17 protein-coding genes are annotated in these 21,341 nt (G+C 65.2%); 7 read left to right on the top strand and 10 right to left on the bottom strand.

What is annotated here, in order from left to right:
- Window positions 1–209: 209 nt before the first annotated feature.
- Window positions 210–1,970 carry a cation:proton antiporter gene (locus P0Y43_RS22200; RefSeq protein WP_275639416.1) on the top strand — a complete coding sequence of 587 codons (1,761 nt, stop codon included), beginning with the start codon at window positions 210–212 and terminating at the stop codon, window positions 1,968–1,970.
- 174 nt (window positions 1,971–2,144) lie between these two features.
- Here the strand turns inward: P0Y43_RS22200 and P0Y43_RS22195 are convergent, their stop codons facing one another.
- The 3 genes from P0Y43_RS22195 to uvrD all read right to left on the bottom strand — a co-directional run bounded on the left by P0Y43_RS22195 (window position 2,145) and on the right by uvrD (window position 5,935).
- Window positions 2,145–2,552 (bottom strand): SMI1/KNR4 family protein, encoded by a 408-nt coding sequence (locus tag P0Y43_RS22195; protein WP_275639415.1) that lies wholly within the window; start codon window positions 2,550–2,552, stop codon window positions 2,145–2,147.
- Window positions 2,553–2,667: 115 nt separating this feature from the next.
- Window positions 2,668–3,519 carry a Tim44 domain-containing protein gene (locus tag P0Y43_RS22190; RefSeq protein WP_275639414.1) on the bottom strand — a complete coding sequence of 284 codons (852 nt, stop codon included), beginning with the start codon at window positions 3,517–3,519 and terminating at the stop codon, window positions 2,668–2,670.
- Between the two features lie 229 nt (window positions 3,520–3,748).
- Window positions 3,749–5,935, bottom strand: a complete 2,187-nt coding sequence (gene uvrD, locus P0Y43_RS22185; RefSeq protein WP_275639413.1) for a DNA helicase II — start codon at window positions 5,933–5,935, stop codon at window positions 3,749–3,751.
- A gap of 230 nt (window positions 5,936–6,165) precedes the next feature.
- Here uvrD and P0Y43_RS22180 point away from each other — a divergent pair, with 230 nt between their 5' ends.
- Window positions 6,166–9,033: an EAL domain-containing protein gene (locus tag P0Y43_RS22180; RefSeq protein ID WP_275639412.1), complete on the top strand. Its 2,868-nt coding sequence runs from the start codon at window positions 6,166–6,168 to the stop codon at window positions 9,031–9,033.
- Between the two features lie 44 nt (window positions 9,034–9,077).
- Here the strand turns inward: P0Y43_RS22180 and P0Y43_RS22175 are convergent, their stop codons facing one another.
- A complete protein-coding gene (locus P0Y43_RS22175; protein WP_275639411.1) occupies window positions 9,078–9,383 on the bottom strand; it encodes a hypothetical protein in 306 nt (101 codons plus the stop codon).
- 85 nt (window positions 9,384–9,468) lie between these two features.
- On the bottom strand, window positions 9,469–10,911 hold the full coding sequence (gene zwf, locus P0Y43_RS22170; protein WP_275639410.1) for a glucose-6-phosphate dehydrogenase: 1,443 nt from the start codon (window positions 10,909–10,911) through the stop codon (window positions 9,469–9,471).
- A gap of 104 nt (window positions 10,912–11,015) precedes the next feature.
- On the opposite strand from zwf, the gene hexR reads away from it, so the two are divergent.
- Together hexR and P0Y43_RS22160 are read left to right on the top strand one after the other, a co-directional pair.
- On the top strand, window positions 11,016–11,882 hold the full coding sequence (gene hexR / locus P0Y43_RS22165) for a transcriptional regulator HexR (protein WP_275639409.1): 867 nt from the start codon (window positions 11,016–11,018) through the stop codon (window positions 11,880–11,882).
- 199 nt (window positions 11,883–12,081) lie between these two features.
- The gene (locus P0Y43_RS22160; protein WP_275639408.1) at window positions 12,082–12,300 is read left to right on the top strand and encodes a PA3496 family putative envelope integrity protein; all 219 of its coding nucleotides are present in this window, start codon (window positions 12,082–12,084) and stop codon (window positions 12,298–12,300) included.
- Here the strand turns inward: P0Y43_RS22160 and P0Y43_RS22155 are convergent.
- Window positions 12,242–13,204, bottom strand: coding sequence for a LysR family transcriptional regulator (locus P0Y43_RS22155; protein WP_275639407.1), 963 nt, complete (start codon window positions 13,202–13,204; stop codon window positions 12,242–12,244). The genes P0Y43_RS22160 and P0Y43_RS22155 overlap by 59 nt on opposite strands.
- A gap of 189 nt (window positions 13,205–13,393) precedes the next feature.
- Here P0Y43_RS22155 and P0Y43_RS22150 point away from each other — a divergent pair, with 189 nt between their 5' ends.
- Together P0Y43_RS22150 and oadA are read left to right on the top strand one after the other, a co-directional pair.
- Complete coding sequence (locus P0Y43_RS22150) at window positions 13,394–14,809, top strand: acetyl-CoA carboxylase biotin carboxylase subunit (protein ID WP_275639406.1); 1,416 nt, start codon at window positions 13,394–13,396, stop codon at window positions 14,807–14,809.
- An 11-nt stretch (window positions 14,810–14,820) separates the two neighbouring features.
- Complete coding sequence (gene oadA / locus P0Y43_RS22145; protein WP_275639405.1) at window positions 14,821–16,629, top strand: sodium-extruding oxaloacetate decarboxylase subunit alpha; 1,809 nt, start codon at window positions 14,821–14,823, stop codon at window positions 16,627–16,629.
- A 125-nt stretch (window positions 16,630–16,754) separates the two neighbouring features.
- Here the strand turns inward: oadA and P0Y43_RS22140 are convergent, their stop codons facing one another.
- From P0Y43_RS22140 to P0Y43_RS22130, 3 genes are read right to left on the bottom strand one after another with little or no spacing between them, the layout of a single operon-like run.
- Complete coding sequence (locus tag P0Y43_RS22140; RefSeq protein ID WP_275639404.1) at window positions 16,755–17,426, bottom strand: GNAT family N-acetyltransferase; 672 nt, start codon at window positions 17,424–17,426, stop codon at window positions 16,755–16,757.
- A 13-nt stretch (window positions 17,427–17,439) separates the two neighbouring features.
- Window positions 17,440–17,886, bottom strand: a complete 447-nt coding sequence (locus P0Y43_RS22135) for a GNAT family N-acetyltransferase (RefSeq protein ID WP_275639403.1) — start codon at window positions 17,884–17,886, stop codon at window positions 17,440–17,442.
- 11 nt (window positions 17,887–17,897) lie between these two features.
- Window positions 17,898–18,527 (bottom strand): FMN-binding negative transcriptional regulator, encoded by a 630-nt coding sequence (locus tag P0Y43_RS22130; protein WP_275639402.1) that lies wholly within the window; start codon window positions 18,525–18,527, stop codon window positions 17,898–17,900.
- 90 nt (window positions 18,528–18,617) lie between these two features.
- On the opposite strand from P0Y43_RS22130, the gene P0Y43_RS22125 reads away from it, so the two are divergent.
- A complete protein-coding gene (locus P0Y43_RS22125) occupies window positions 18,618–20,144 on the top strand; it encodes a PLP-dependent aminotransferase family protein (protein ID WP_275639401.1) in 1,527 nt (508 codons plus the stop codon).
- Between the two features lie 93 nt (window positions 20,145–20,237).
- Here the strand turns inward: P0Y43_RS22125 and P0Y43_RS22120 are convergent, their stop codons facing one another.
- Window positions 20,238–21,341, bottom strand: a complete 1,104-nt coding sequence (locus tag P0Y43_RS22120; RefSeq protein WP_275639400.1) for a polyamine ABC transporter substrate-binding protein — start codon at window positions 21,339–21,341, stop codon at window positions 20,238–20,240.

Raw genomic sequence — 21,341 nt, 5'->3', positions numbered from 1 at the left:
ACGCTGATCATGCCATCAGCGGGAGTGAAACGGCCGATCTGTTTCTGCATATTGCACCGCCTTCTGACGGACGAGCGCGATGTTACCCTGAGCGAGCCCGTGTCCCACGGGCTTTTCTTACGCTTAATACAGAATGTGCTTGCTACTCGATCGGGGTTGCCTGACAGAGGAGCGGTCCGCCCCGTGCATCGAGAAAGGAGTCCCACGCCATGCATGCCATCAGCTTCATTCAAGACCTGGCAGTCATCATGCTGGTCGCCGGTGTGGTCACCATCCTTTTCCATCGCCTGCGCCAGCCCGTGGTGCTGGGCTACATCGTCGCCGGTTTCATCATCGGCCCGCACACCCCGCCGTTCGGCCTGATCCACGACGAAGACACGATCAAGACCCTCGCCGAACTGGGGGTGATCTTCCTGATGTTCTGCCTGGGCCTGGAGTTCAGCCTGCGCAAGCTGTTCAAGGTGGGGGCCACGGCGTTCATCGCCGCGTTCCTGGAAATCGTGCTGATGATCTGGCTGGGCTTCGAGATCGGCCGCTGGTTCGGCTGGAGCACCATGGATTCGCTGTTCCTCGGCGCAATCCTGGCGATTTCCTCGACCACCATCATCGTCAAGGCGCTCAACGACCTGAAGATGAAGAACGAGCGCTTCGCCCAGCTGATCTTCGGTGTGCTGATCGTCGAAGACATCCTCGGCATCGGCATCATCGCCCTGCTCTCGGGGATCGCGGTCAGCGGCGCGGTGAGCTCTGGCGAGGTGTTCTCCACGGTCGGCAAGTTGTCGCTGTTCATGATCGTCGCGCTGGTCATCGGCATCCTGCTGGTGCCGCGGCTGCTGGCCTACGTGGCTAAGTTCGAAAGCAACGAGATGCTGTTGATCACCGTGCTGGGGCTGTGTTTCGGCTTCTGTCTGCTGGTGGTCAAGCTGGAATACAGCATGGTCCTTGGGGCGTTCCTGATCGGCGCGATCATGGCTGAGTCGCGCCAGTTGCTGAAGATCGAGCGCCTGATCGAGCCGGTGCGTGACCTGTTCAGTGCGATCTTCTTCGTCGCCATCGGCTTGATGATCGACCCGCAGGTGCTGATCGACTATGCCTGGCCGATCGTGGTGATCACCCTGGCGGTGGTGCTGGGCAAGATGTTGTCCTGCGGCATGGGGGCGTTCATCGCCGGCAATGACGGACGCACCTCGCTGCGCGTGGGGATGGGCCTTTCACAGATTGGCGAATTTTCGTTCATCATCGCCGCGCTGGGCATGACCCTGCAGGTCACCAGCGACTTCCTCTACCCGGTGGCGGTGGCGGTGTCGGCGATCACCACCCTGCTGACCCCTTACCTGATCCGCGCTGCCGACCCGCTGTCGCTGAAGCTCGGCAAGGTCGTGCCGCAGCGCCTGGCGCGGGTGCTGTCGCTGTATGGCGAGTGGCTGCGCAACATCCAGCCCCAGGGCGAGAGCGCCATGTTGGCGGCGATGATCCGGCGCATCCTGCTGCAGGTGGGCGTGAATCTGGCGTTGGTGATCGCGATCTTCTTCAGCGGTGGCTACTTCGCCGAGCGTATCGGCAGTTGGCTGAGCGAGTGGGTGGGCGATGCGGGCCAGCAGAAGGCGTTCATCTGGGGCGCGGCGTTGCTGCTGTCGCTGCCGTTCCTGATCGCGGCGTATCGCAAGCTCAAGGCGCTGTCGATGCTGCTGGCGGAGATGGGCGTCAAGCCGGAGATGGCCGGGCGGCATACCCAGCGTGTGCGACGGGTGATCGCCGAGGTGATTCCGCTGCTGTCGTTGCTGGTGATCTTCCTGCTGCTGTCGGCGCTGTCGGCAAGCATCCTGCCGACCAACGAGCTGCTGCTGGTCATCGCGGTGGTGGCGGCGGTGGTGGTCGCGGTGCTGTGGCGCTGGTTCGTGCGGGTGCACACGCGGATGCAGATCGCTTTGCTGGAGACACTGGAGAACAGCCGCGACCATTCGCACTGAGGCGGACGGCTCTCTGCGCTGGCCGCACCGACGTCCGAGGGGAAGAGGCGGTAGCGGTGTCGCCAGGCGCAGAAAGCCTGGCGATTCTACGGCGGGAGGTGGCAATGAGCCGTCTATTTCAATGACCCATTGCGCGAGCGGGAATGCCCGGTGATGGCAACCGCCGGCGGCTACTCAGCTCTCCAGCCACACATCCCGCGCCCAGTGCCACACCGACTCCCAGCTGTCTTCACCGATGGCTTCCTCGTCGCCGTCCCACAGCACCACGGTGCCGTCTTCCTCGACGCAGTAGTAGTTGTCGCCATCCTGGCACAGCGGGATCAGGTCGCGCGGCACGCCGGCATCCCAGGCATTGGCTGCCACGTCCGGCAGGTAGGTGTGCGATTGCGGGTCGGTCGCGGTCACCGGTTCCAGTGACCCATACACCACGTCGCTGACGGTCAGCAGGAATTCCTTGAAGACGAAGGGAATGTTGATGAACAGTTGTTCCTCGATCTCGACCAGTTGGTCTTCGTCGGGAAGCTCCAGGGGCACCGGTACCGGCTCGTTGGCTTCACGGAGTTGTTCGATCACTTCTTCCACGGTTCACATCCTCTGACCTTGATGACGACGCTGCGCGTTATACCCTAGTAGGCCACTGTGGCAAAAGCAAAAACCCCGGGCCAGGGCCCGGGGTTTTTTGTGCAGCGTGTCAGGTTCAGCCGTTCTGGCGGATACCGGCGAGCATCCAAGGCTGGTTTTCGCCTTGTGCGCGCTCCATGTGCCAGCTTTCGTTGAAGGCTTCGCCCTGGTCGAAACGCGAGGTCTTCGACACGCCACGGAAGGTCAGGGTGGCGATGGTCTTGTCGGCGCGGTCGTCGACGCCTTCCAGCTGTACATCGAGGTTGTCGATGTAGGTGGACTGGAAGCCTTCACCCTGCTCGGCGCGCTCGCGCTTGAGGAAGTCGAGCATCTGCGGGGTGACGAACTCGGCGATCTTGTCCATCTCGTTGGCGTCCCAGTGCTGCTGCAGCGACTGGAAGTGGCTGCGCGCAGCGGCGAGGAAGCTCTGCTCGTTGAACCAGGCCGGGGCGTTGATCACCGGGGCGGTGGCCACAGGCGCGGCGGACCCACCGAAGATCGACGGCGCAGGCTGCTGCGGTTGGGCTTCGCGCTGGTACGGCGCATGGCCGGCGGCGGCCACTTGCGGCTGCTGCTGGCGACGGCGCGCGGCGATGAAGCGGAACACCAGGAAGGCGATCAGGCCCATGAGCAGGAAATCGAGGATCTGCATGCCCTCGAAGCCGTCACCCATGAACATGGAGGCCAGCAGGCCACCGGCGGCGATGCCGGCCAGCGGGCCCAGCCAGCGCGAAGCGCCGCTGGCGGCGGCCGGGGCGCGGCCGGGTACGGTCGGCGCCGCGGCTGGGGTGGCGGGGGTAGCCTGGCGGGTTTGGTGGATAGGCGCGGAGCCCGAGCTCTTGCCACCACCGAAGCGCTTGGCGTTGGCGTCGAGGCTCAGCGTCAGGCCGACGCAGAGCGCCAGTGCGATGCTAAGAAAACGTTGCATAAGATGGGATTTCCCGTTTTGTGGATTGCACGCGCGCCATGGTGCACAGGTTCCTGGGCACATGACCAGCGACCAAATGTTTCCAGCTTTTGCCTAATGGCGTAGGCGTGTTCTGAATGTGGTGTCTGAAAGAGCATCGCGGGGCGGCGTCGTTCTCACGGATGTCGCGGTCCCTGTAGGCGCGGCGCTGCGACGAGCCGACTTGCCCCGCGATGGGGCAGCCACTGCCTCAGATAGCTTCCAGCTTGGCATACCCCAGCATCAGCCACTTGCTGCCCTCGGCGAAGTTCACCTGCACCCGCGCCTGCGCGCCGGAGCCCTCGAAATTGAGGATGATGCCTTCGCCGAACACCGAATGCTGTACCCGCTGCCCCAGGTTGAAGGCGGTCTGCGGAATGTTGGCGTTGGCGAAGAGGCTGCTGGTGCTGCTGGCCTTGGCCCCGCCGAACGGCCGGCTGACGCTGTTCGACAAACGCACTTCCTGCACCAGCCCCGCAGGAATCTCCCGTACGAAGCGCGACACCTTGTTGTAGGTCTCGCTGCCATACAGGCGACGGGTCTCGGCGTAGGTCATCACCAACTGGCGCATGGCCCGGGTGATGCCCACGTAGGCCAGGCGCCGCTCCTCTTCCAGGCGGCCGGGTTCTTCCAGGCTCATCTTGTGCGGGAACAGGCCTTCCTCCATGCCCACCAGGAACACGTAGGGGAACTCCAGGCCCTTGGCGCTGTGCAGGGTCATCAGCTGAATGCTGTCTTCGTGCTCGTCGGCCTGGGCTTCGCCGGCCTCCAGCGAGGCGTGGCCGAGGAAGGCCGACAGCGGCGAAAGCTCGTCGTCGTCATCGCTGGGCTCGAAGTTGCGCGCCGCGCTGACCAGTTCCTCGAGGTTTTCCACCCGGGCCTGGCCTTTCTCGCCCTTCTCTTCCTGGTGGTAGACGATCAGCCCGGACTGCTCGATGACCGTCTGGGTCATCAGGTGCAGCGGCATGTCGGTGACTTTCGCCGCGAGGTTCTCCATCAATTCGATGAAGCCACCCAGCGCACTGGCCGCGCGACCCTTGAGGGCCTTGGCGGCGAGTAGCTGGCACATCGCTTCCCACATCGACAGCTGGCTGTGGCGGGCATGCTCGCGGATCGTCTCGACGGTTTTCTCGCCGATGCCGCGTGGCGGCACGTTGATCACCCGCTCCAGGGCCGCGTCGTTGCCGCGGCCTTCGAGCAGGCGCAGGTAGGCCATGGCGTTCTTGATCTCGGCACGCTCGAAGAAGCGCTGGCCGCCATAGATGCGGTAGGGAATGCGCTCGCGCAGCAGGGCCTCTTCCAGCACCCGCGACTGGGCGTTGGAACGGTAGAGGATGGCGATGTCGCTGCGCGCGTTGCCGTCCTTAATGAACCGTTCGATGGTTTCCACCACGTAGCGCGCTTCGTCGTGTTCGTTGTAGGCGGCGTACAGGGTCAGGGGTTCGCCCTCGCCCATGTCGGTCCACAACTCCTTGCCCAGGCGCCCGCTGTTGTTGGCGATCAGCGCGTTGGCGGCCTTGAGGATGCCGCCGGTGGAGCGGTAGTTCTGCTCCAGGCGGATCAGCTCGGCGTCGGGGAAGTCGGCGGTGTACTGGTGGATGTTCTCGATCTTCGCGCCGCGCCAGCCGTAGATCGACTGATCGTCGTCGCCCACCGCCATCAGGCTGTCGCCACCCGCCGCGAGCAGGCGCAACCAGGCGTACTGCACGGCGTTGGTGTCCTGGAATTCGTCCACCAGCAGGTGGCGGAAGCGGCGCTGGTAGTGCTCCAGCAGGCCGGGATGGTCGCGCCACAGGTCCAGCGCGCGCAGCAGCAGCTCGGAGAAGTCGATGACCCCCGCGCGCTCGCAGGCCTGTTCATAGGCCTCGTAGATGCCGCGCATGGTCGCCAGGAACAGGTCGCCGCCGGCCTGGATGTGCTGCGGGCGCAGCCCTTCGTCCTTCTGCCCGTTGATGAACCACTGGGCCTGGCGGGCTGGCCAGCGCTGCTCGTCCAGGCCCAGCTCACGGATCACCCGCTTGATCAGCCGCTGCTGGTCGTCGCCATCGAGGATCTGGAAGTTCTGCGCCAGTCGCGCTTCCTGCCAGTGGGCACGCAGCAGGCGGTGCGCCAGGCCGTGGAAGGTGCCGACCCACATGCCGGCCGGGTTTATGCCCAGCAGTTGTTCGATACGCTGGCGCATCTCCGCCGCGGCCTTGTTGGTGAAGGTCACCGACAGGATCGAGTGCGGCGAGGCCTGTTCGACCTGGATCAGCCAGGCGATACGGTGCACCAGCACGCGGGTCTTGCCCGAGCCGGCGCCGGCCAGCACCAGTTGACGCCCCACCGGGGCCGCTACGGCCTGGCGTTGGGCATCGTTGAGGGAGTTCAGCAGGAAGGAGAGGTCATCGTTGCGCATCCGGCCATTCTAGGGCCGGGCGGGGGAGCGGGGCAAACGCGCCGGGGAGAAAACTTCCCGGGCAGTGCGCCGTTCATCCGGCGATCGGTGGGCGCGCCCGTGCTTGAGCCGTCCATTTGCGCAAACCGCAGGGCATTTCTGAAATCCTGATGCAGAGCAGTTTGGCCGGAGGCCGCGCTTGTGTATGCTCCGTGCACGTTCGCGGCTAACCATTATAAGAACACTGCCATATGACCCAGAATAGCGTGGCGATCGACGCATCGTCCGGCTCGACGAGGGACGTTCGCAGGCAATTCGCAACCCAGCTCTCCATCGAGCGAACCCGCCTGCTTTACCAGGGCTCCTTGCTGCCCACCCTGTTCATGCTGCTCAACGGCCTGCTGTGCGCCTGGCTCTTGTGGAGCCCTGCGCGCTACCTGCTGGTCGGCGTCTGGCTGGCCTGGTTGCTGGCGCTGGTGGCGTTGCGGGTGATCCAGGTGGCGGCCTTCGAGGCGGCGAGCGCGGCACGCCAGGCCAAGCCGACCTGGTGGCGGATGTTCCTGTTCGGCTCGGCGTTCAGCGGCCTGACCCTGGCCTGCGCCGCGGTGGCGCTGGTGCCGGTGGACAACTTCGTGCAGCAGGCCTGGGTATTCGGCCTACTGGGCGCGGCGGCGCTGTCGGCCAGTGTTGCCTACGCGGTGAGCCTGACCGCCTTTCTCAGTTTCGTCTTGCCCTGCCTGTTGCCGCCGACGGTGTTCCTCTTCCTTTATCAGGATGGCCAGCAGAGTGGCTGGGGCTGGCTCGGCCTGATCCTGCTGGGCGCGCTGATGGTGGTGGCCTGGCAGGTCAACCGACTGATCGAGCGCGGCCTGTTGCGGCGCTTCCAGAACCAGGCGCTGATCGAGCACCTGCAGGGCGCCCAGCGCCACGGAGAGCACCTGAACCAAGCCCTGAGCGCCGAGGTCGAGCAGCGACGCCGGGCCGAGGAGCAACTGCGCCAGGCCCAGGCCATTCTCGAGCAGCGGGTGACCGAGCGCGGCCAGGCGCTGGCCCAGGCGAACGAGGCGCTGGGCCAGAGCGAGCAACGCCTGGCCCTGGCGCTGGAGGCCAGCGAGCTGGGGCTGTGGGACTGGAACCTGGAGAACGACGAGGTCCACCACACCCAATTGCACGCGCTGTTCGGCCTGGAGGCCAGCCAGGTGCGCTCGGTGCGTGCCGACCTCAAGCCACGCTTGCACCCCGAAGACCTGCCGGTACTGCGCCGTACCCTGGTGGAACACCTCAAGGGCCGCAGCGAGGACTACCGCGTCGAGTACCGTGTACGCCACGTGCAAGGCCGCTGGTGCTGGATCGAGGACCGTGGCCGGGCGGTGGAGCGGGGCGCCGATGGCAAGGTGCTGCGCATGCTCGGCACCCGCCGCGACATCACGGCGCAAAAGGAACAGGAAGAACAACAGCGCCTGGCGGCCACCGTGTTCGAGGCCGCCAGCGAGGGCATCGCCATCCTCGATGCGGACTTCCAGCTGCTGGCGGTCAACCAGCGTTTCTGCGACGTCACTGGCCACGGGCGCGAGGAACTGATCCTGCGCAACCTGCTGGAGCTGGCGTGCAGCCGCGATGCCCGGCGCCACAGCCAGGCCATCCACCAGGCCTTGGAGCAGCAGGGGCGCTGGCAAGGCGAACTGGTCGAGGCGCGCAAGGACGGCGAGCTCTACCCGCAGTGGTTGCAGCTCAAGGGCGTGCGCGACGAGCGCGGCAACATCAGTAACATCGTGGCGTTCTTCACCGACCTGTCGGCGCGGCGCGAGTCGGAGGAGCGCCTGCGCTACCTGGCGCACTACGACGACCTCACCGGGCTGGCCAACCGTGCGCTGTTCCGCCTGCGTCTGCACGAGGCTGGGCGCAGGGTGCGTCGGCACGGGCGCAGCCTGGCGTTGCTGCACGTCGACCTGGACCGCTTCAAGCTGCTCAACGAGAGCCTCGGCCACGAGCTGGCCGACCAGTTGCTGAAGAAGATGGCCCAGCGCATCGCCAATGCGGTGCCCGAGGCCGATACCGTGGCGCGGCTGTCGGGCGACGAATTCGCCGTCCTGTTCGACGGCTACAGCAACCTGTCCAGCCTGGTGCGAGTGACCACGCGGCTGCTTGATAAGTTGCGCGTGCCGCAGCGTCTGGACGGCCACGAGTTGGTGATCAGCGCCTCGATCGGCATCAGCGTGCTCTCGGACGCCACCGTCGACCTCAATGCCCTGCTCAGCCAGGCCGACATGGCCAAGCAGCATGCCAAGCACCTGGGGGGCGACAGCTTCCAGTTCTATACCGAGAGCCTGCGTGCCAGCACGTTGGAGCGCCTGCAACTGGAGAACCAACTGCGCAAGGCCATCGACGAAGGCCAATTGCTGGTCTACTACCAGCCCAAACTGTGCCTGCGCAGCGGACGCCTGCACGCGGCCGAGGCACTGGTGCGTTGGCAGCACCCGCAGTTGGGCATGGTGCCGCCGAGCGAGTTCGTCGGCCTGGCCGAGGAGACCGGGTTGATCGCGCCGATGGGTGAGTTCGTCCTGCGCCAGGCCTGCTGGCAGGCGTGCGAGTGGGGGCGCCAGGGCATGGAGGTGCGGGTGTCGGTCAACCTGTCGGTGTATCAGTTGCGCCAGGGCAAGGTGGTCAGCCTGGTGCGCCAGGTGTTGCAGGAGAGCGGGTTGGCGCCGCACCTGCTGGAGTTGGAGCTGACCGAAAGCCAGTTGCTCGACAACGTCGAGCACATCATCGCCACCTTCGAGCAACTGCACGCATTGGGGGTGAAACTGGCGATCGACGACTTTGGCACCGGCTATTCGTCGCTCAGCTACCTCAAGCGCTTCCCGGTGGATTACGTGAAGATCGACCAGGCCTTCATTCGTGGCCTGCACGAAGGCAACCAGGACGCGGCGATCATTCGCGCGATCATCGCCATGGCCAAGAGCCTGGCATTGCAAGTGGTGGCCGAGGGAGTGGAGACCGAGGCGCAACTGGCGTTCCTGCGTGAGCAGGGGTGCGACGAAGCGCAGGGCTACCTGATCAGCCGACCGGTGGATGCCTGCGTGTTCATGGGGCTGTTGCAGCGTTCCGCGCAGGGGTAGCGGACCATGGAGAGCCTGCTACCCCGGCGCTCGCAATCAGGACGTCACTCGACGGTCACGATCGGGAGTTTGTGCTGACCTCCAGGGAAATCCACTTCCACTTGGGTCCAACTGGTGCCGCCTGCGCGCTCGAAGTAGACCGGCTTCTCGGTGAGCGCCTGCAGGGTGACGTCGCCGTCGTCTTCGAGGGTCAGGCGCAGAACCTCCCAACCACCTTTGTGCCGGATGGCAGGTTCGACCAGCACTGGCGTGACGGAGGGTGTGGCGACGGTAACGGTGCCAAAGACTTTGAAGCGGTTCTGGCCCGGACGCTTGTCGTTGATGGCGATGAAGTTATCGAGATTGATCATGTGGGTGTCTCCTTGAATGAAGGTGGGCGCGCTAACGCCTAGTCACCTTCATGTTTTCAAGGAGTCGAGGGCACCGAGAAACTGTTCAGCTATGCCAGTGCCTGCCTTGTCGCGTCAGCAACATATTGGCCTGTTCCGGGCCGCTGCTGCCGGCGGCATAGGGACGCGGGGCCTGGAAGTGCTCCTCCCAGCCCTTGAAGATCGGGTCGACCCAGGCCCAGGCGGCCTCCACCTCGTCGCGGCGCATGAACAGCGTCGAGTCGCCGTCGAGCACATCCAGCAACAGGCGCTCGTAGGCCTCCCAGCGGCGGGTCTGGCCGAACGCCTGGGCCAGGTTCAGGTCCAGCTCCACGGGCGCCAGGCGCATGCCTTTGCCCGGGCTCTTGGTCATCATGCGCAGGCTGATGTGTTCATCGGGCTGCAGCTGGATCAGCAACTGGTTGACCTGGCCGCCGTTGAACAGCTCGTGGGGCACGGGCTTGAACTGGATGACGATCTGCGAGCTGCGCCGTGCCATGCGCTTGCCGGTGCGCAGGTAGAACGGCACGCCGGCCCAGCGCCAGTTGTCGATGTGCGCCTGCACGGCGACGAAGGTTTCGGTGTCGCTGTCGTTGTCGACGTCCTTCTCGAAGTAGTAGGCCGGCACCTCCTGGCCGCCGATCTTGCCGGCGCTGTACTGGCCGCGCACGGTCTTGTCCTGCACGTCCTGGCCAGTGATGGGCTTGAGCGCGCGGAGGATCTTCACCTTCTCGTCGCGCACCGCCTCGGCCTCGAACTGCGCGGGCGGCTCCATGGCCACCAGGCACAGCAGCTGCAGCAGGTGGTTCTGCAGCATGTCGCGGGTGGCGCCGGCGCGGTCGTAGTAGGCGCCGCGGTTCTCCACGCCCAGGGTCTCGCAGACGCTGATCTGCACGTGGTCGACCTGGCTGTTGCGCCACACCGGCTCCAGCAGGGCGTTGGCGAAGCGCAGCGCCATGAGGTTCTGCACGGTCTCCTTGCCCAGGTAGTGGTCGATGCGGAACACCTGCGGCTCGTCGAACACCGCGCCGATGGCTTCGTTGATCGCCGTGGCTGACTCCAGCGAATGGCCGATGGGTTTTTCCAGCACGATGCGCGCCTCGCTGTCGGCCAGGCCCGCCAGGCGCAGGTGGGTGGCGATGGGCGCGAACAGGTTGGGTGCGGTGGCCAGGTAGAAGACGCGCGTCAGCCCGCCGGGCTCACCGAGGTAGCGCGCCAAGCGGCCGAAGTCGGCGCCTTGCGAGGCGTCCATGGCGAAGTAGTCCAGGCGCGCGCAGAAGCGCTGCCAGACGTCTTCGTCGAAGTCGTTGCGGGCGATCTGCACGCGGCAATGGCGCTCGGCGAGCTTGAGGTAGTCGTTGCGCGGCAGTTGGCGACGGGCCAGGGCGATGATGCGCACGGCATTGTGCAGGCGGCCCTCGCGATACAGGTGATAGAGCGCCGGCAGCAATTTGTGCAGGGCCAGGTCGCCCGTGCCGCCGAAGACCAGGATGTCGCAAGGGATCGTCAAGCCACCACTCTCCACGTTCGTTTAGCTGGGCGGTTCGCCGGTCATGTAGTATAACTACAAGATAGCTACATCCCCGGCCAGCCGATCATAACCGAGTCCAGCCTGTGAATCTGTTGCAACATATCGCCCAATCGCGCCACCTGCTGCGCAAATCGGAACTGAAAGTGGCCGACCATGTGCTGCTCGATCCGGCTGCCGTCATGCACAGCTCGATGGCCGATCTGGCGCACAGCGTCGGCATCAGCGAACCCACCATCGTGCGCTTCTGCCGCGCCATCGGTTGCTCGGGCTTCCAGGACCTCAAACTGAAGCTGGCGCAGAGCCTGGCCGCCGGTGCCAGCTTTGGCCAGTTCGCCATCCATGAAGACGACTCGGTCGCCGACTACAGCCTGAAGATCTTCGACACCACCCTGCACACCCTGATGGAAGTGCGCGAGCACCTCGACCCGCAGGCGTTGCAGCAGGCGGTCAGCGCCATGGCCCAGGCCCAGCGCGTGGAGTTCTACGGTTTCGGCGCATCCGGCGCGGTGGCCGCCGATGCCCAGCACAAGTTCTTCCGCCTGTTGCTCAGCGCCGCGGCGTACTCCGACCCGCACATGCAGGCGATGTCGGCGGTGACCTTGAAGCCGGGCGACGTGGCGGTGTGCATCTCGCAGTCTGGCCGCTCCAAGGACCTGCTGATCACCGCCAACCTGGTGCGTGAGAGCGGCGCCAACCTGATCACCCTGTGCCCGAGCCAGACTCCGCTGGCGGAACTGTCGACGGTCAACCTGGCCATCGACGTGCACGAAGACACCGAGATCTACACCCCGCTGACCTCGCGCATCGCCCACCTGGTGGTGATCGACGTGCTGGCGATGGGCGTGGCCATGGCGCGCGGGCCGAGCCTGGTCAACCACCTGAAGAGCGTGAAGCGCAGCTTGCGTAGCCTGCGCCTGTCGCCCAAGTCGGTGAAAGCCACCGACGATTGAGGGTGTTGGCGCCGACCCTATCGCGGGGCAAGCCCGCTTCCGCTTCACCGCCATCCATGAGAACGGCGCGGTACCTGTAGGAGCGGGCTCGCCCCGCGATAGGGCCGGTGATGACAACCAAAATTCATGCCCCTGTCACCAATCGGTAAACCCCCGGGCCCACCCTGAAGCTCCCCGCACCCGATCTGGGAGACAGGCAATGGCTCACGACTACGAAAACTCGTACCAACCCAGCGCCAAGGCTCGCAAGCAGGCCGAGAAAGACCAGCGCCGCATGGAGTATCGCCGCGCGATCGAAAGCTACTGCGACCAGCGCCAACTGCTGCGCGACATCACCGATTACCCCGACCTGAGCGACCTCACCGTGTGGCAGGTATCGGCGGCAAACTCCCAGAAAATCGCTCCGCAAGCCCGCTGATAGCCGCACGTTCGCTGCGAATGAACGCCAGGAACGCCAAGGCCACCGGCGACTGCCGCTTGGCCTTGGATTGCACCACGCACCAGCTGCGGTACAGCGGCAACTCCTCCACCGGCAACTCCTTGAGCACCCCCGTGGCCAGCTCCATGTTCAGCGCATGGCGGGTCAGCAGCGCGACGCCGAGCCCGGCGATCACGCATTCACGCTGGGCATCGGCCGATGCCACCTCGAGGGTCTGGGTGAAGTGCACGCGTTTGTCCTTGAAGTACTCCTCGCAGGCCTTGCGCGTGCCCGAGCCTTGCTCGCGGATCAGCAGCGTATGAGGCTCGAGGTCCTGCAAGCGCAGGCGCTCGAGCTGGCACAGCGGGTGGTCCGGCGGTGCCACGGCGACGATCGGGTTGTTCAGGAAGGGCATGAACTCCAGGCCCATGTCCTGCGGCACCATCGACATCACCGTGAGGTCGTCGCGGTTGTCCGACAGGCGCCGGATCGCCTGGGCGCGGTTGACCACCGTGAGTGTCAGGTTGACCTCCGGGTGACGTTGCTTGAAGGCGGCGAACAGGTGTGGCACGAAGTACTTGGCGCTGGATTCGATCGCCAGTTTCAGCTGACCCTGCAGTGAGCCCTGCATGTCCGACAGCTGCATGTCGAGGTTCTCCAGGCGCCCGAAGATATCCCGGCTGGCCCGTTGCAACGCCTCCGCCGCCTCGGTCAGGTAGAGCTTCTTGCCGACGTACTCGAACAGCGGCTGGCCGACCAGCTCTTCGAGCTGGCGTATTTGTAGACTAACGGCGGGTTGCGTCAGCGCCATCTCCTCCGCCGCCCGGCTGTAGGAGCGCAAATCGCACACCTCGTTGAAGATCTGCAATTGACGCAATGTCATACGCATCAATGACTTACGCATTTTATCCCCGGCTTTGGCAAAACCTTGTTACCGAACTATAAGCTTTTGCTAATGCAGCCTCTAATAAATATTGATTTTTGTTTATCGACCTACGGCGCTAGTTTGATTGTGCGACTGGCCAGCTGCGTCTGGTCACGCGCCGACCGGTAGAACCGGATCGTCAGTTCCTACGGCTTTGGGAAGACTCCAGTGATAAAAAAAATCCTGATCGCCAACCGGGGTGAAATCGCAGTTCGGATCGTGCGCGCCTGCGCCGAGATGGGCATTCGCTCGGTGGCGATCTTTTCCGACGCCGACCGTCATGCCCTGCACGTCAAGCGCGCCGACGAGGCCTACAGCATCGGTGCCGAGCCCCTGGCCGGCTACCTGAACCCGCGCAAGCTGGTGAACCTCGCGGTGGAAACCGGCTGCGACGCCCTGCACCCAGGCTACGGTTTCCTTTCGGAAAATGCCGAGCTTGCGGAAGTTTGCGCCGAACGCGGGATCAAGTTCATCGGCCCGGCCGCCGACGTCATTCGCCGCATGGGCGACAAGACCGAAGCCCGCCGCACCATGATCCAGGCCGGCGTGCCGGTCACCCCGGGCACCGAAGGCAACGTCGCCGACATCCACGAGGCCCTGCGCGAAGGCGACCGCATCGGCTACCCGGTGATGCTCAAGGCCACTTCCGGTGGCGGCGGCCGCGGCATTCGCCGCTGCAACAGTCGCGAGGAACTGGAGCAGAATTTCCCCAGGGTGATTTCCGAGGCCACCAAGGCCTTCGGCTCGGCGGAAGTGTTCCTGGAAAAATGCATCGTCAACCCCAAGCACATCGAGGCGCAGATCCTCGGTGACAGCTTCGGCAACGTGGTGCACCTGTTCGAGCGCGATTGCTCGATCCAGCGGCGCAACCAGAAGCTCATCGAGATCGCCCCAAGCCCCCAGCTGACCCCCGAGCAGCGCGCCTACATCGGCGACCTGGCGGTGCGCGCGGCCAAGGCGGTGAACTACGAGAATGCCGGTACCGTGGAGTTCCTGCTCGCTGATGGCGAGGTGTACTTCATGGAGATGAACACCCGGGTGCAGGTGGAACACACCATCACCGAGGAAATCACCGGCATCGACATCGTTCGCGAGCAGATCCGCATCGCCTCGGGCCTGCCGCTGTCGGTCAAGCAGGAAGACATCCAGCACCGTGGCTACGCGTTGCAGTTCCGCATCAACGCCGAAGACCCGAAGAACAACTTCCTGCCCAGCTTCGGCAAGATCACCCGCTACTACGCCCCCGGCGGCCCGGGCGTGCGTACCGACACGGCGATCTACACCGGCTACACCATCCCACCGTTCTACGACTCCATGTGCCTGAAGCTGGTGGTCTGGGCGCTGAGCTGGGAAGAAGCCATGGACCGCGGCCTGCGGGCCCTGGACGACATGCGCGTGCAAGGCGTGAAGACGACCGCCGCGTACTACCAGGAAATCCTGCGCAACCCGGAATTCCGTAGCGGGCAGTTCAACACCAGCTTCGTGGAAAGCCACCCGGAACTGACCAACTACTCGATCAAGCGCAAACCCGAAGAGCTGGCCCTGGCCATCGCCGCCGCCATCGCCGCCCACGCAGGCCTGTGAGGAATACCCCAATGTCCAAGAAAATCTTTGTCACCGACACGATCCTGCGCGACGCCCACCAGTCCCTGCTGGCCACCCGCATGCGCACCGAAGACATGCTGCCGATCTGCGACAAGCTCGACAAGGTCGGCTACTGGTCGCTGGAAGTCTGGGGTGGCGCCACCTTCGACGCCTGCGTGCGCTTCCTCAAGGAAGACCCGTGGGAGCGCCTGCGCAAGCTGCGCGCCGCGCTGCCCAACACCCGCCTGCAGATGCTCCTGCGCGGCCAGAACCTGCTGGGCTACCGCCACTACAGCGACGACGTGGTCAAGGCCTTCGTGGCCAAGGCCGCGGTCAACGGCATCGATGTGTTCCGCATCTTCGACGCCATGAACGACGTGCGTAACCTGCGCGTGGCCATCGAAGCGGTCAAGGCCGCTGGCAAGCATGCCCAGGGCACCATCGCCTACACCACCAGCCCGGTGCACACCATCGATGCCTTCGTGAAGCAGGCCAAGCAGATGGAAGCCATGGGCTGCGACTCGGTGGCGATCAAGGACATGGCCGGCCTGCTGACCCCCTACGCCACTGGCGAGCTGGTCAAGGCGCTGAAGGCCGAGCAGTCGCTGCCGGTGTTCATCCACTCCCACGACACCGCCGGCCTGGCCGCCATGTGCCAGCTCAAGGCAGTGGAGAACGGTGCTGACCATATCGATACCGCGATCTCCAGCTTCGCCTGGGGCACCAGCCACCCAGGCACCGAGTCGATGGTCGCCGCGCTCAAGGGCAGCGAGTTCGACACCGGCCTGGACCTGGAGCTGCTGCAGGAGATCGGCCTGTACTTCTACGCCGTGCGCAAGAAGTACCACCAGTTCGAAAGCGAGTTCACCGCCGTGGACACCCGCGTGCAGGTCAACCAGGTGCCGGGTGGGATGATTTCCAACCTGGCCAACCAGCTCAAGGAGCAGGGCGCGCTCAGCCGCATGAACGAAGTGCTGGCGGAGATCCCGCGGGTGCGCGAAGACCTCGGCTTCCCGCCGCTGGTCACCCCGACCTCGCAGATCGTCGGCACCCAGGCGTTCTTCAACGTGCTGGCCGGCGAGCGCTACAAGACCATCACCAACGAGGTGAAGCTGTACCTGCAAGGCGGCTACGGCAAGGCGCCGGGCGTGGTCGACGAGAAGCTGCGCCGCCAGGCGATCGGCAGCGAAGAGGTTATCGATGTGCGCCCGGCCGACCTGCTCAAGCCGGAAATGGCCAAGCTGCGCGCCGACATCGGCAACCTGGCCCACAGCGAGGAAGACGTGCTGACCTTCGCCATGTTCCCGGACATTGGCCGCAAGTTCCTCGAAGAACGCGAAGCCGGCACCCTCAAGCCCGAAGCCCTGCTGCCGATTCCGGAAGCCGGCGCGGTGGCCTCGGCCAGCGGTGAAGGTGTGCCGACCGAGTTCGTCATCGACGTGCACGGCGAGACCTACCGCGTCGACATCACCGGCGTGGGCGTGAAGGCCGAAGGCAAGCGGCACTTCTACCTGTCCATCGACGGCATGCCGGAAGAGGTGGTGTTCGAGCCGCTCAACGACTTCGTCGGCGGCGGCAGCAGCAAGCGCAAGCAGGCCAGCGGGCCGGGCCATGTCAGCACCACCATGCCGGGCAACATCGTCGATGTGCTGGTCAAGGAAGGCGACGTGGTCAAGGCGGGGCAGGCGGTGCTGATCACCGAGGCGATGAAGATGGAGACCGAAGTGCAGGCGGCTATCGCCGGCAAGGTCGTGGCGATCCACGTGGCCAAGGGCGACCGGGTGACGCCGGGCGAGATCCTGATCGAGATCGAGGGCTGAGCGAGGCCCTCGGCTAGAAGCGGTTAACCTCATGGGGAGCGGATGCTCCCCTTTTTTTGTGTTGGGTTTCAGGGCCCATCTACAGGTTGACCACCGTCCCTGAGCGGGCTTGCCCGGCGATTGCGTCAGCTCTGGCGACACGCTTCCAGGGTTTTCACCTGGCCTTCAGGCCGCTGGTTCTCCGTGCTCAACCAGCGTTCGAACCCCGCCGCCACCGCCGGCCACTCCCCATCGGTGATCGAATACCAGGCCGTGTCGCGGTTCTGGTCCTTCACCACCATGTGCTGGCGGAACACCCCCTCGAAGACGAAACCGAACCGCTCCGCCGCCCGCTTGGAGCGGGCATTGGCGTCGTTGCACTTCCACTCCAGGCGCCGGTTGCCCAGCGTGAAGCCGAGCTTGCCCAGCAAGTACACCGCCTCGGTGCCCTTGGGGGTGCGCTGCATGGCCGCGCCGAAGGCGATGTGGCCAAGCTCGAAGCGGCCCTGCTCGGGCACGATCGACATGTAGCTGAGGATGCCCTGCACCTGGCCGCTGGCCAGGTCGACGACGCTGTAGAACAGCGGGTCGCGGCTGGCGGCATTGCCTTGCAGCCAGCGATCGAACGCGCCGCGCTCGTTGAACGGGCCATAGGGCAGGTAGTCCCACAGCACAGGGTCCGAGCCCGGGCCTTGCAGGACTTCCCAGAGGTCGTCGCCATGGCGCGCCGGGTCGAGTTTCTCCAGGCGGATGAATCGGCCCTCGAGCGGTTCCGCCTGAGGGGTCTTGGCCGGTTGCCAGTTCAGCGATTGGGTCATGATCTGTCTCGTCCTACAGCGCTTTGCGAAATTGAATGAACCCCGGACGCTCGGCCACCTGCTCGTACAGGCTGATGGCGGTGTCGTTGGTCTCGTGGGTCAGCCAGTGCACCTTGATGCAGCCCGCCCCCTTGGCCGTGGCGTAGACGTGTTCGATCAGTTGGCGACCGATGCCCAGGCCGCGCTGTTCGCCCTCCACGTACAGGTCTTGCAGGTAGCAGGCGTTCTCGATGCTCCAGTTGGAACGGTGGTAGATCCAGTTGACCATGCCCACCGCCTTGCCATCGACCCAGGCCAGCGCCGCGTTGGTCGGTTCGCTGGGCTCGATGATGCGCTGCCAGGCGGTCTGGCTGACCTCGTCGGCCAGGGTGGTCTGGTAGAAGCGCAGGTAGGCCTGCCATAGGGGCTGCCAGGCGGCGTGGTCGTTGGCGCTGACCGGGCGGATCGTGACACTCGGCATGGTGCTTTCCTTCAGAGGTGGCGCATCTGCGCCGCGAGTTGGTTGTCCCGGGGGTCGCTGCTGGCGCCCAACCCTTCGCGCACGCCGGCGATGTCCTCGGCCGAGCGGTTCTGGCTGAGCTTGCGCGCGCCCTGGAGGCGGCCGATGGGCAGGCGTATGCCGACGATGGCGCGGAGCATGCCGTCAATGTAGTCGGAGGGTGCGTCGCTGACCTGCCACGGTTCGGCGCGGCCCTGCTCGTGGCGGTCGCTGAGGCGGCTGACGATCTCCAGCAGGCGCGGGGCGTCGTGGATCACCTCCACCGCGCCGTAGGCGTGCACCGAGAGGTAGTTCCAGGTGGGCACTACCTTGGGGTTTTCTGTCTTGCTCGGATAAAAGCTGGGGCTGACATAGGCATCGGCACCGGGGAACACCAGCAGCGCCTCGCCGCCTTGCGCCAGGTCCTGCCACTGGCGATTGGCCCGCGCCAGGTGGGCGTAGAGCGTGCCGAACTCGCCTTCCTCGGGCGCCAGCAGCACCGGCAGGTGGGTCGCCAGCAGGCCCTGGGCGCCGTGGCTGACCAGCAGGGCGAGGCGGGTGTCGTGCATCTGCCGGTGCAGGTGTTCGAGGTCGTGTTCCTGGTGGGGCTTGGCGTTGTACATGGTGCTGTCCCTTGTCGATTGGCACCATCCTAGGCAGGGTATTGGTCTAGTGTAAGAGCCATTACCGACTGATTTGATAGGTCCAATACCATGAGCGAGCCCCCCTTCGCATTGCCTTTCGACCCCGCCGGCATTGTGCTCGACCGCCGCCGTGGCCTCAGCCAGCAGTTGTACCAGGCCCTGCGCGCGCGGGTGCTGGATGGCCGTCTGGGCAGCGGCACGCGCCTGCCTGCCACCCGCGACCTGGCGACGGTGCTGGCGCTGTCGCGCAACAGCGTGGTGCGCGCCTACGACCAGTTGTATGCCGAAGGCTATATCGAAAGCCGGGTGGGCGATGGCACCTACGTCAGTCAGCTGCCGAAACTATCCACACAGTTACCCACAAGGTTATCCCTGGGGTTATCAACAGGTTTATCCACATTTTCAGCGAATGATACTGAGGATTTGTCCAGTTCGAGCCGCTCCACAGGGGCGTTGGACCGCCTGAAAAATCACCATCTTGCCGCGCCGCCGACAGGCGCGCCGAGGGCGTTTCGCGTCGGCATTCCGGCGTTCGACCTGTTCCCGTTCGACGTCTGGGCCAAGCTGCAAGCGGGTTTCTGGCGCGACCCCGACCCTGCGCTGCTCGGCTATGGTGACCCTGCGGGCGAACCCCTGCTGCGTGAATTGATCGCGACCTACATGCGCCGTTCGCGCGGCCTCTCCTGCACGGCTGAGCAAATTGTGATCACCAGTGGTGCACAGCAGGCCATCAGCCTTTGTGCACAGTTGCTGCTGCAACCCGGCGAGGAGGTGGCTGTGGAAAACCCGGGGTATCGCGCGGCCGGGCATGCCTTCGCCTTGGCCGGGGCGAAGGTGCGGGGCGTGCCGGTGGATGACGAGGGGCTGGACTGCGAGCGCCTGGCGCGCCTGCGCGACTGCCGGCTGGCCTACGTGACCCCGGCGCACCAGTACCCCACCGGCGTCACCATGAGCCTGGCCCGGCGCCTGGCGTTGCTGGCCTGGGCCGAGCGCCAGGACGGCTGGGTGATCGAGGATGACTACGACGGCGAATACCGCTACAGCGGCGCGCCATTGGCCCCTCTGGCGGCGCTGGACCGGCAGGGCCGGGTGATCTACGTGGGCACCTTCGGCAAAGTCGCCTTTCCCGCGTTGCGTCTAGGTTACCTGGTGTTGCCGCAGCGGCTGGTGCAGGCCTTCAGTCAAGGGCGGGCACTGGCGGTGCGGCACTCGGAGGTTGGCAGCCAGTGCGTGATGGCGCAGTTCATGGCCCAGGGGCATTTCCAGCGGCATATCCGCCGCATGCGCCGGGCGGCGTTGGCGCGGCGCAATGTGCTCAAGGCCGGCTGGCCGACGGATGTGCCGGGGTTGGGGGCGATGCCGGAGGTGGCGGCGGGGCTGCACGTCAAGGTGGCTGTGGATAACTTCGCGCGCGAGCAGGCGCTGGTGGCGTTGGCCGAGGCGGTCGGTGTGGAGGTACAGCCACTGAGCCGGTATTGGCTGGAGGACAGCGAAGAGCCTGTGGATAAGCGCGCAGGGTTGGTACTGGGATTCGCGGCGGTGCCGGAGGGGGAAATCGCCGAGGCGTTGATGCGCTTGCGCAGGGCCTGGCGATAGCGGGGGCCGCTGTGCGACCCCATTGCGGGGCGAGCCCGTTCCTACAGGGATGGTGTGATTCCTGTGGGGGGCTTGCCCCGCGATGGGGGCGGCTCAGGTCCCGGATTTGATCCGTGTCCAGGCCCGGGTCCGCGCCCTCTCACCGTCACGCGACAACGGCTTGAGCGTATACAGCGTCTTCATCGCCTCCGCCGTGGGGTACAGGTTCGGGTTGTTGCGGATTTCCGGGTTGACCTTGTCGGTCGCATCCTTGTTGGGGTTCGGGTAGCCGACGAAATCACTGATCGGCGCAATCACCTCAGGGCGCAGCAGGTAGTTGATGAACGTATGGGCGTCTTGCGGGTTCGCCGCGCCTTTCGGAATCGCCAGCATGTCGAACCAGATCGGCGCGCCTTCCTTGGGCAGGCGCATGTCCACCACCACGCCGTTCTTCGCCTCGCGGGCACGGTTGGCGGCCTGCGAGAAGCTGCCCGAATAGCCCACCGCCACGCAGATGTCGCCGTTGGCGATGTCGGCCATGTACTTGGAGGAGTGGAAGTAGGTGATGTGCGGGCGGATCTTCAGCAGCAGCGCTTGGGCCTTCTTGTAGTCCTCGGGCTGGTTGCTGTTGGGGTCCAGGCCCAGGTACTTCAGGGCCAGCGGCAGCACCTCCGACGGCGAGTCGAGCAGGGCCACGCCGCACTGCTTGAGCTTGGCGATGTTCTCTTCCTTGAAGATCAGGTCCCAGCTGTCCACCGGGGCGTCGGTGCCGAGCACTGCCTTGACCTTGTCCGGGTTGAAGCCGATCAGCACGGTGCCATACATGTAGGGCACGGCGAACTGGTTGCCCGGGTCGTTGGCCTCGATCAGCTTCATCAGGGCCGGGTCCAAGTGCTGCCAGTTCGGCAGCTTGGCGCGGTCCAGCGGCTGGAACACCCCAGCCTCGATCTGCTTGGCCAGGAACACGTTGGACGGCACCACCACGTCGTAGCCGGAGTTGCCGGTGAGCAGCTTGGCCTCGAGCGCCTCGTTGGTGTCGAAGATGTCGTAGATCAGCTTGACCTGGCCGTCCTTCTGGAAGTCGGTCAGGGTTTGCGGGGTGATGTAGTCGAACCAGTTGTATACCCGCAGCGTGCGCGGCTCGGCCTGGGCCGAAAGGGCCCCGGCGAACAGGCTGGCGGCGACGAGCGGAGCGAGCAGACGCTTGAGACGGACCAT

The sequence above is a fragment of the Pseudomonas entomophila genome (genome assembly GCF_029193575.1).
In the GTDB taxonomy this organism is placed as follows: domain Bacteria; phylum Pseudomonadota; class Gammaproteobacteria; order Pseudomonadales; family Pseudomonadaceae; genus Aquipseudomonas; species Aquipseudomonas entomophila_G.
This window is presented reverse-complemented; position numbering and strand designations above follow the sequence as displayed.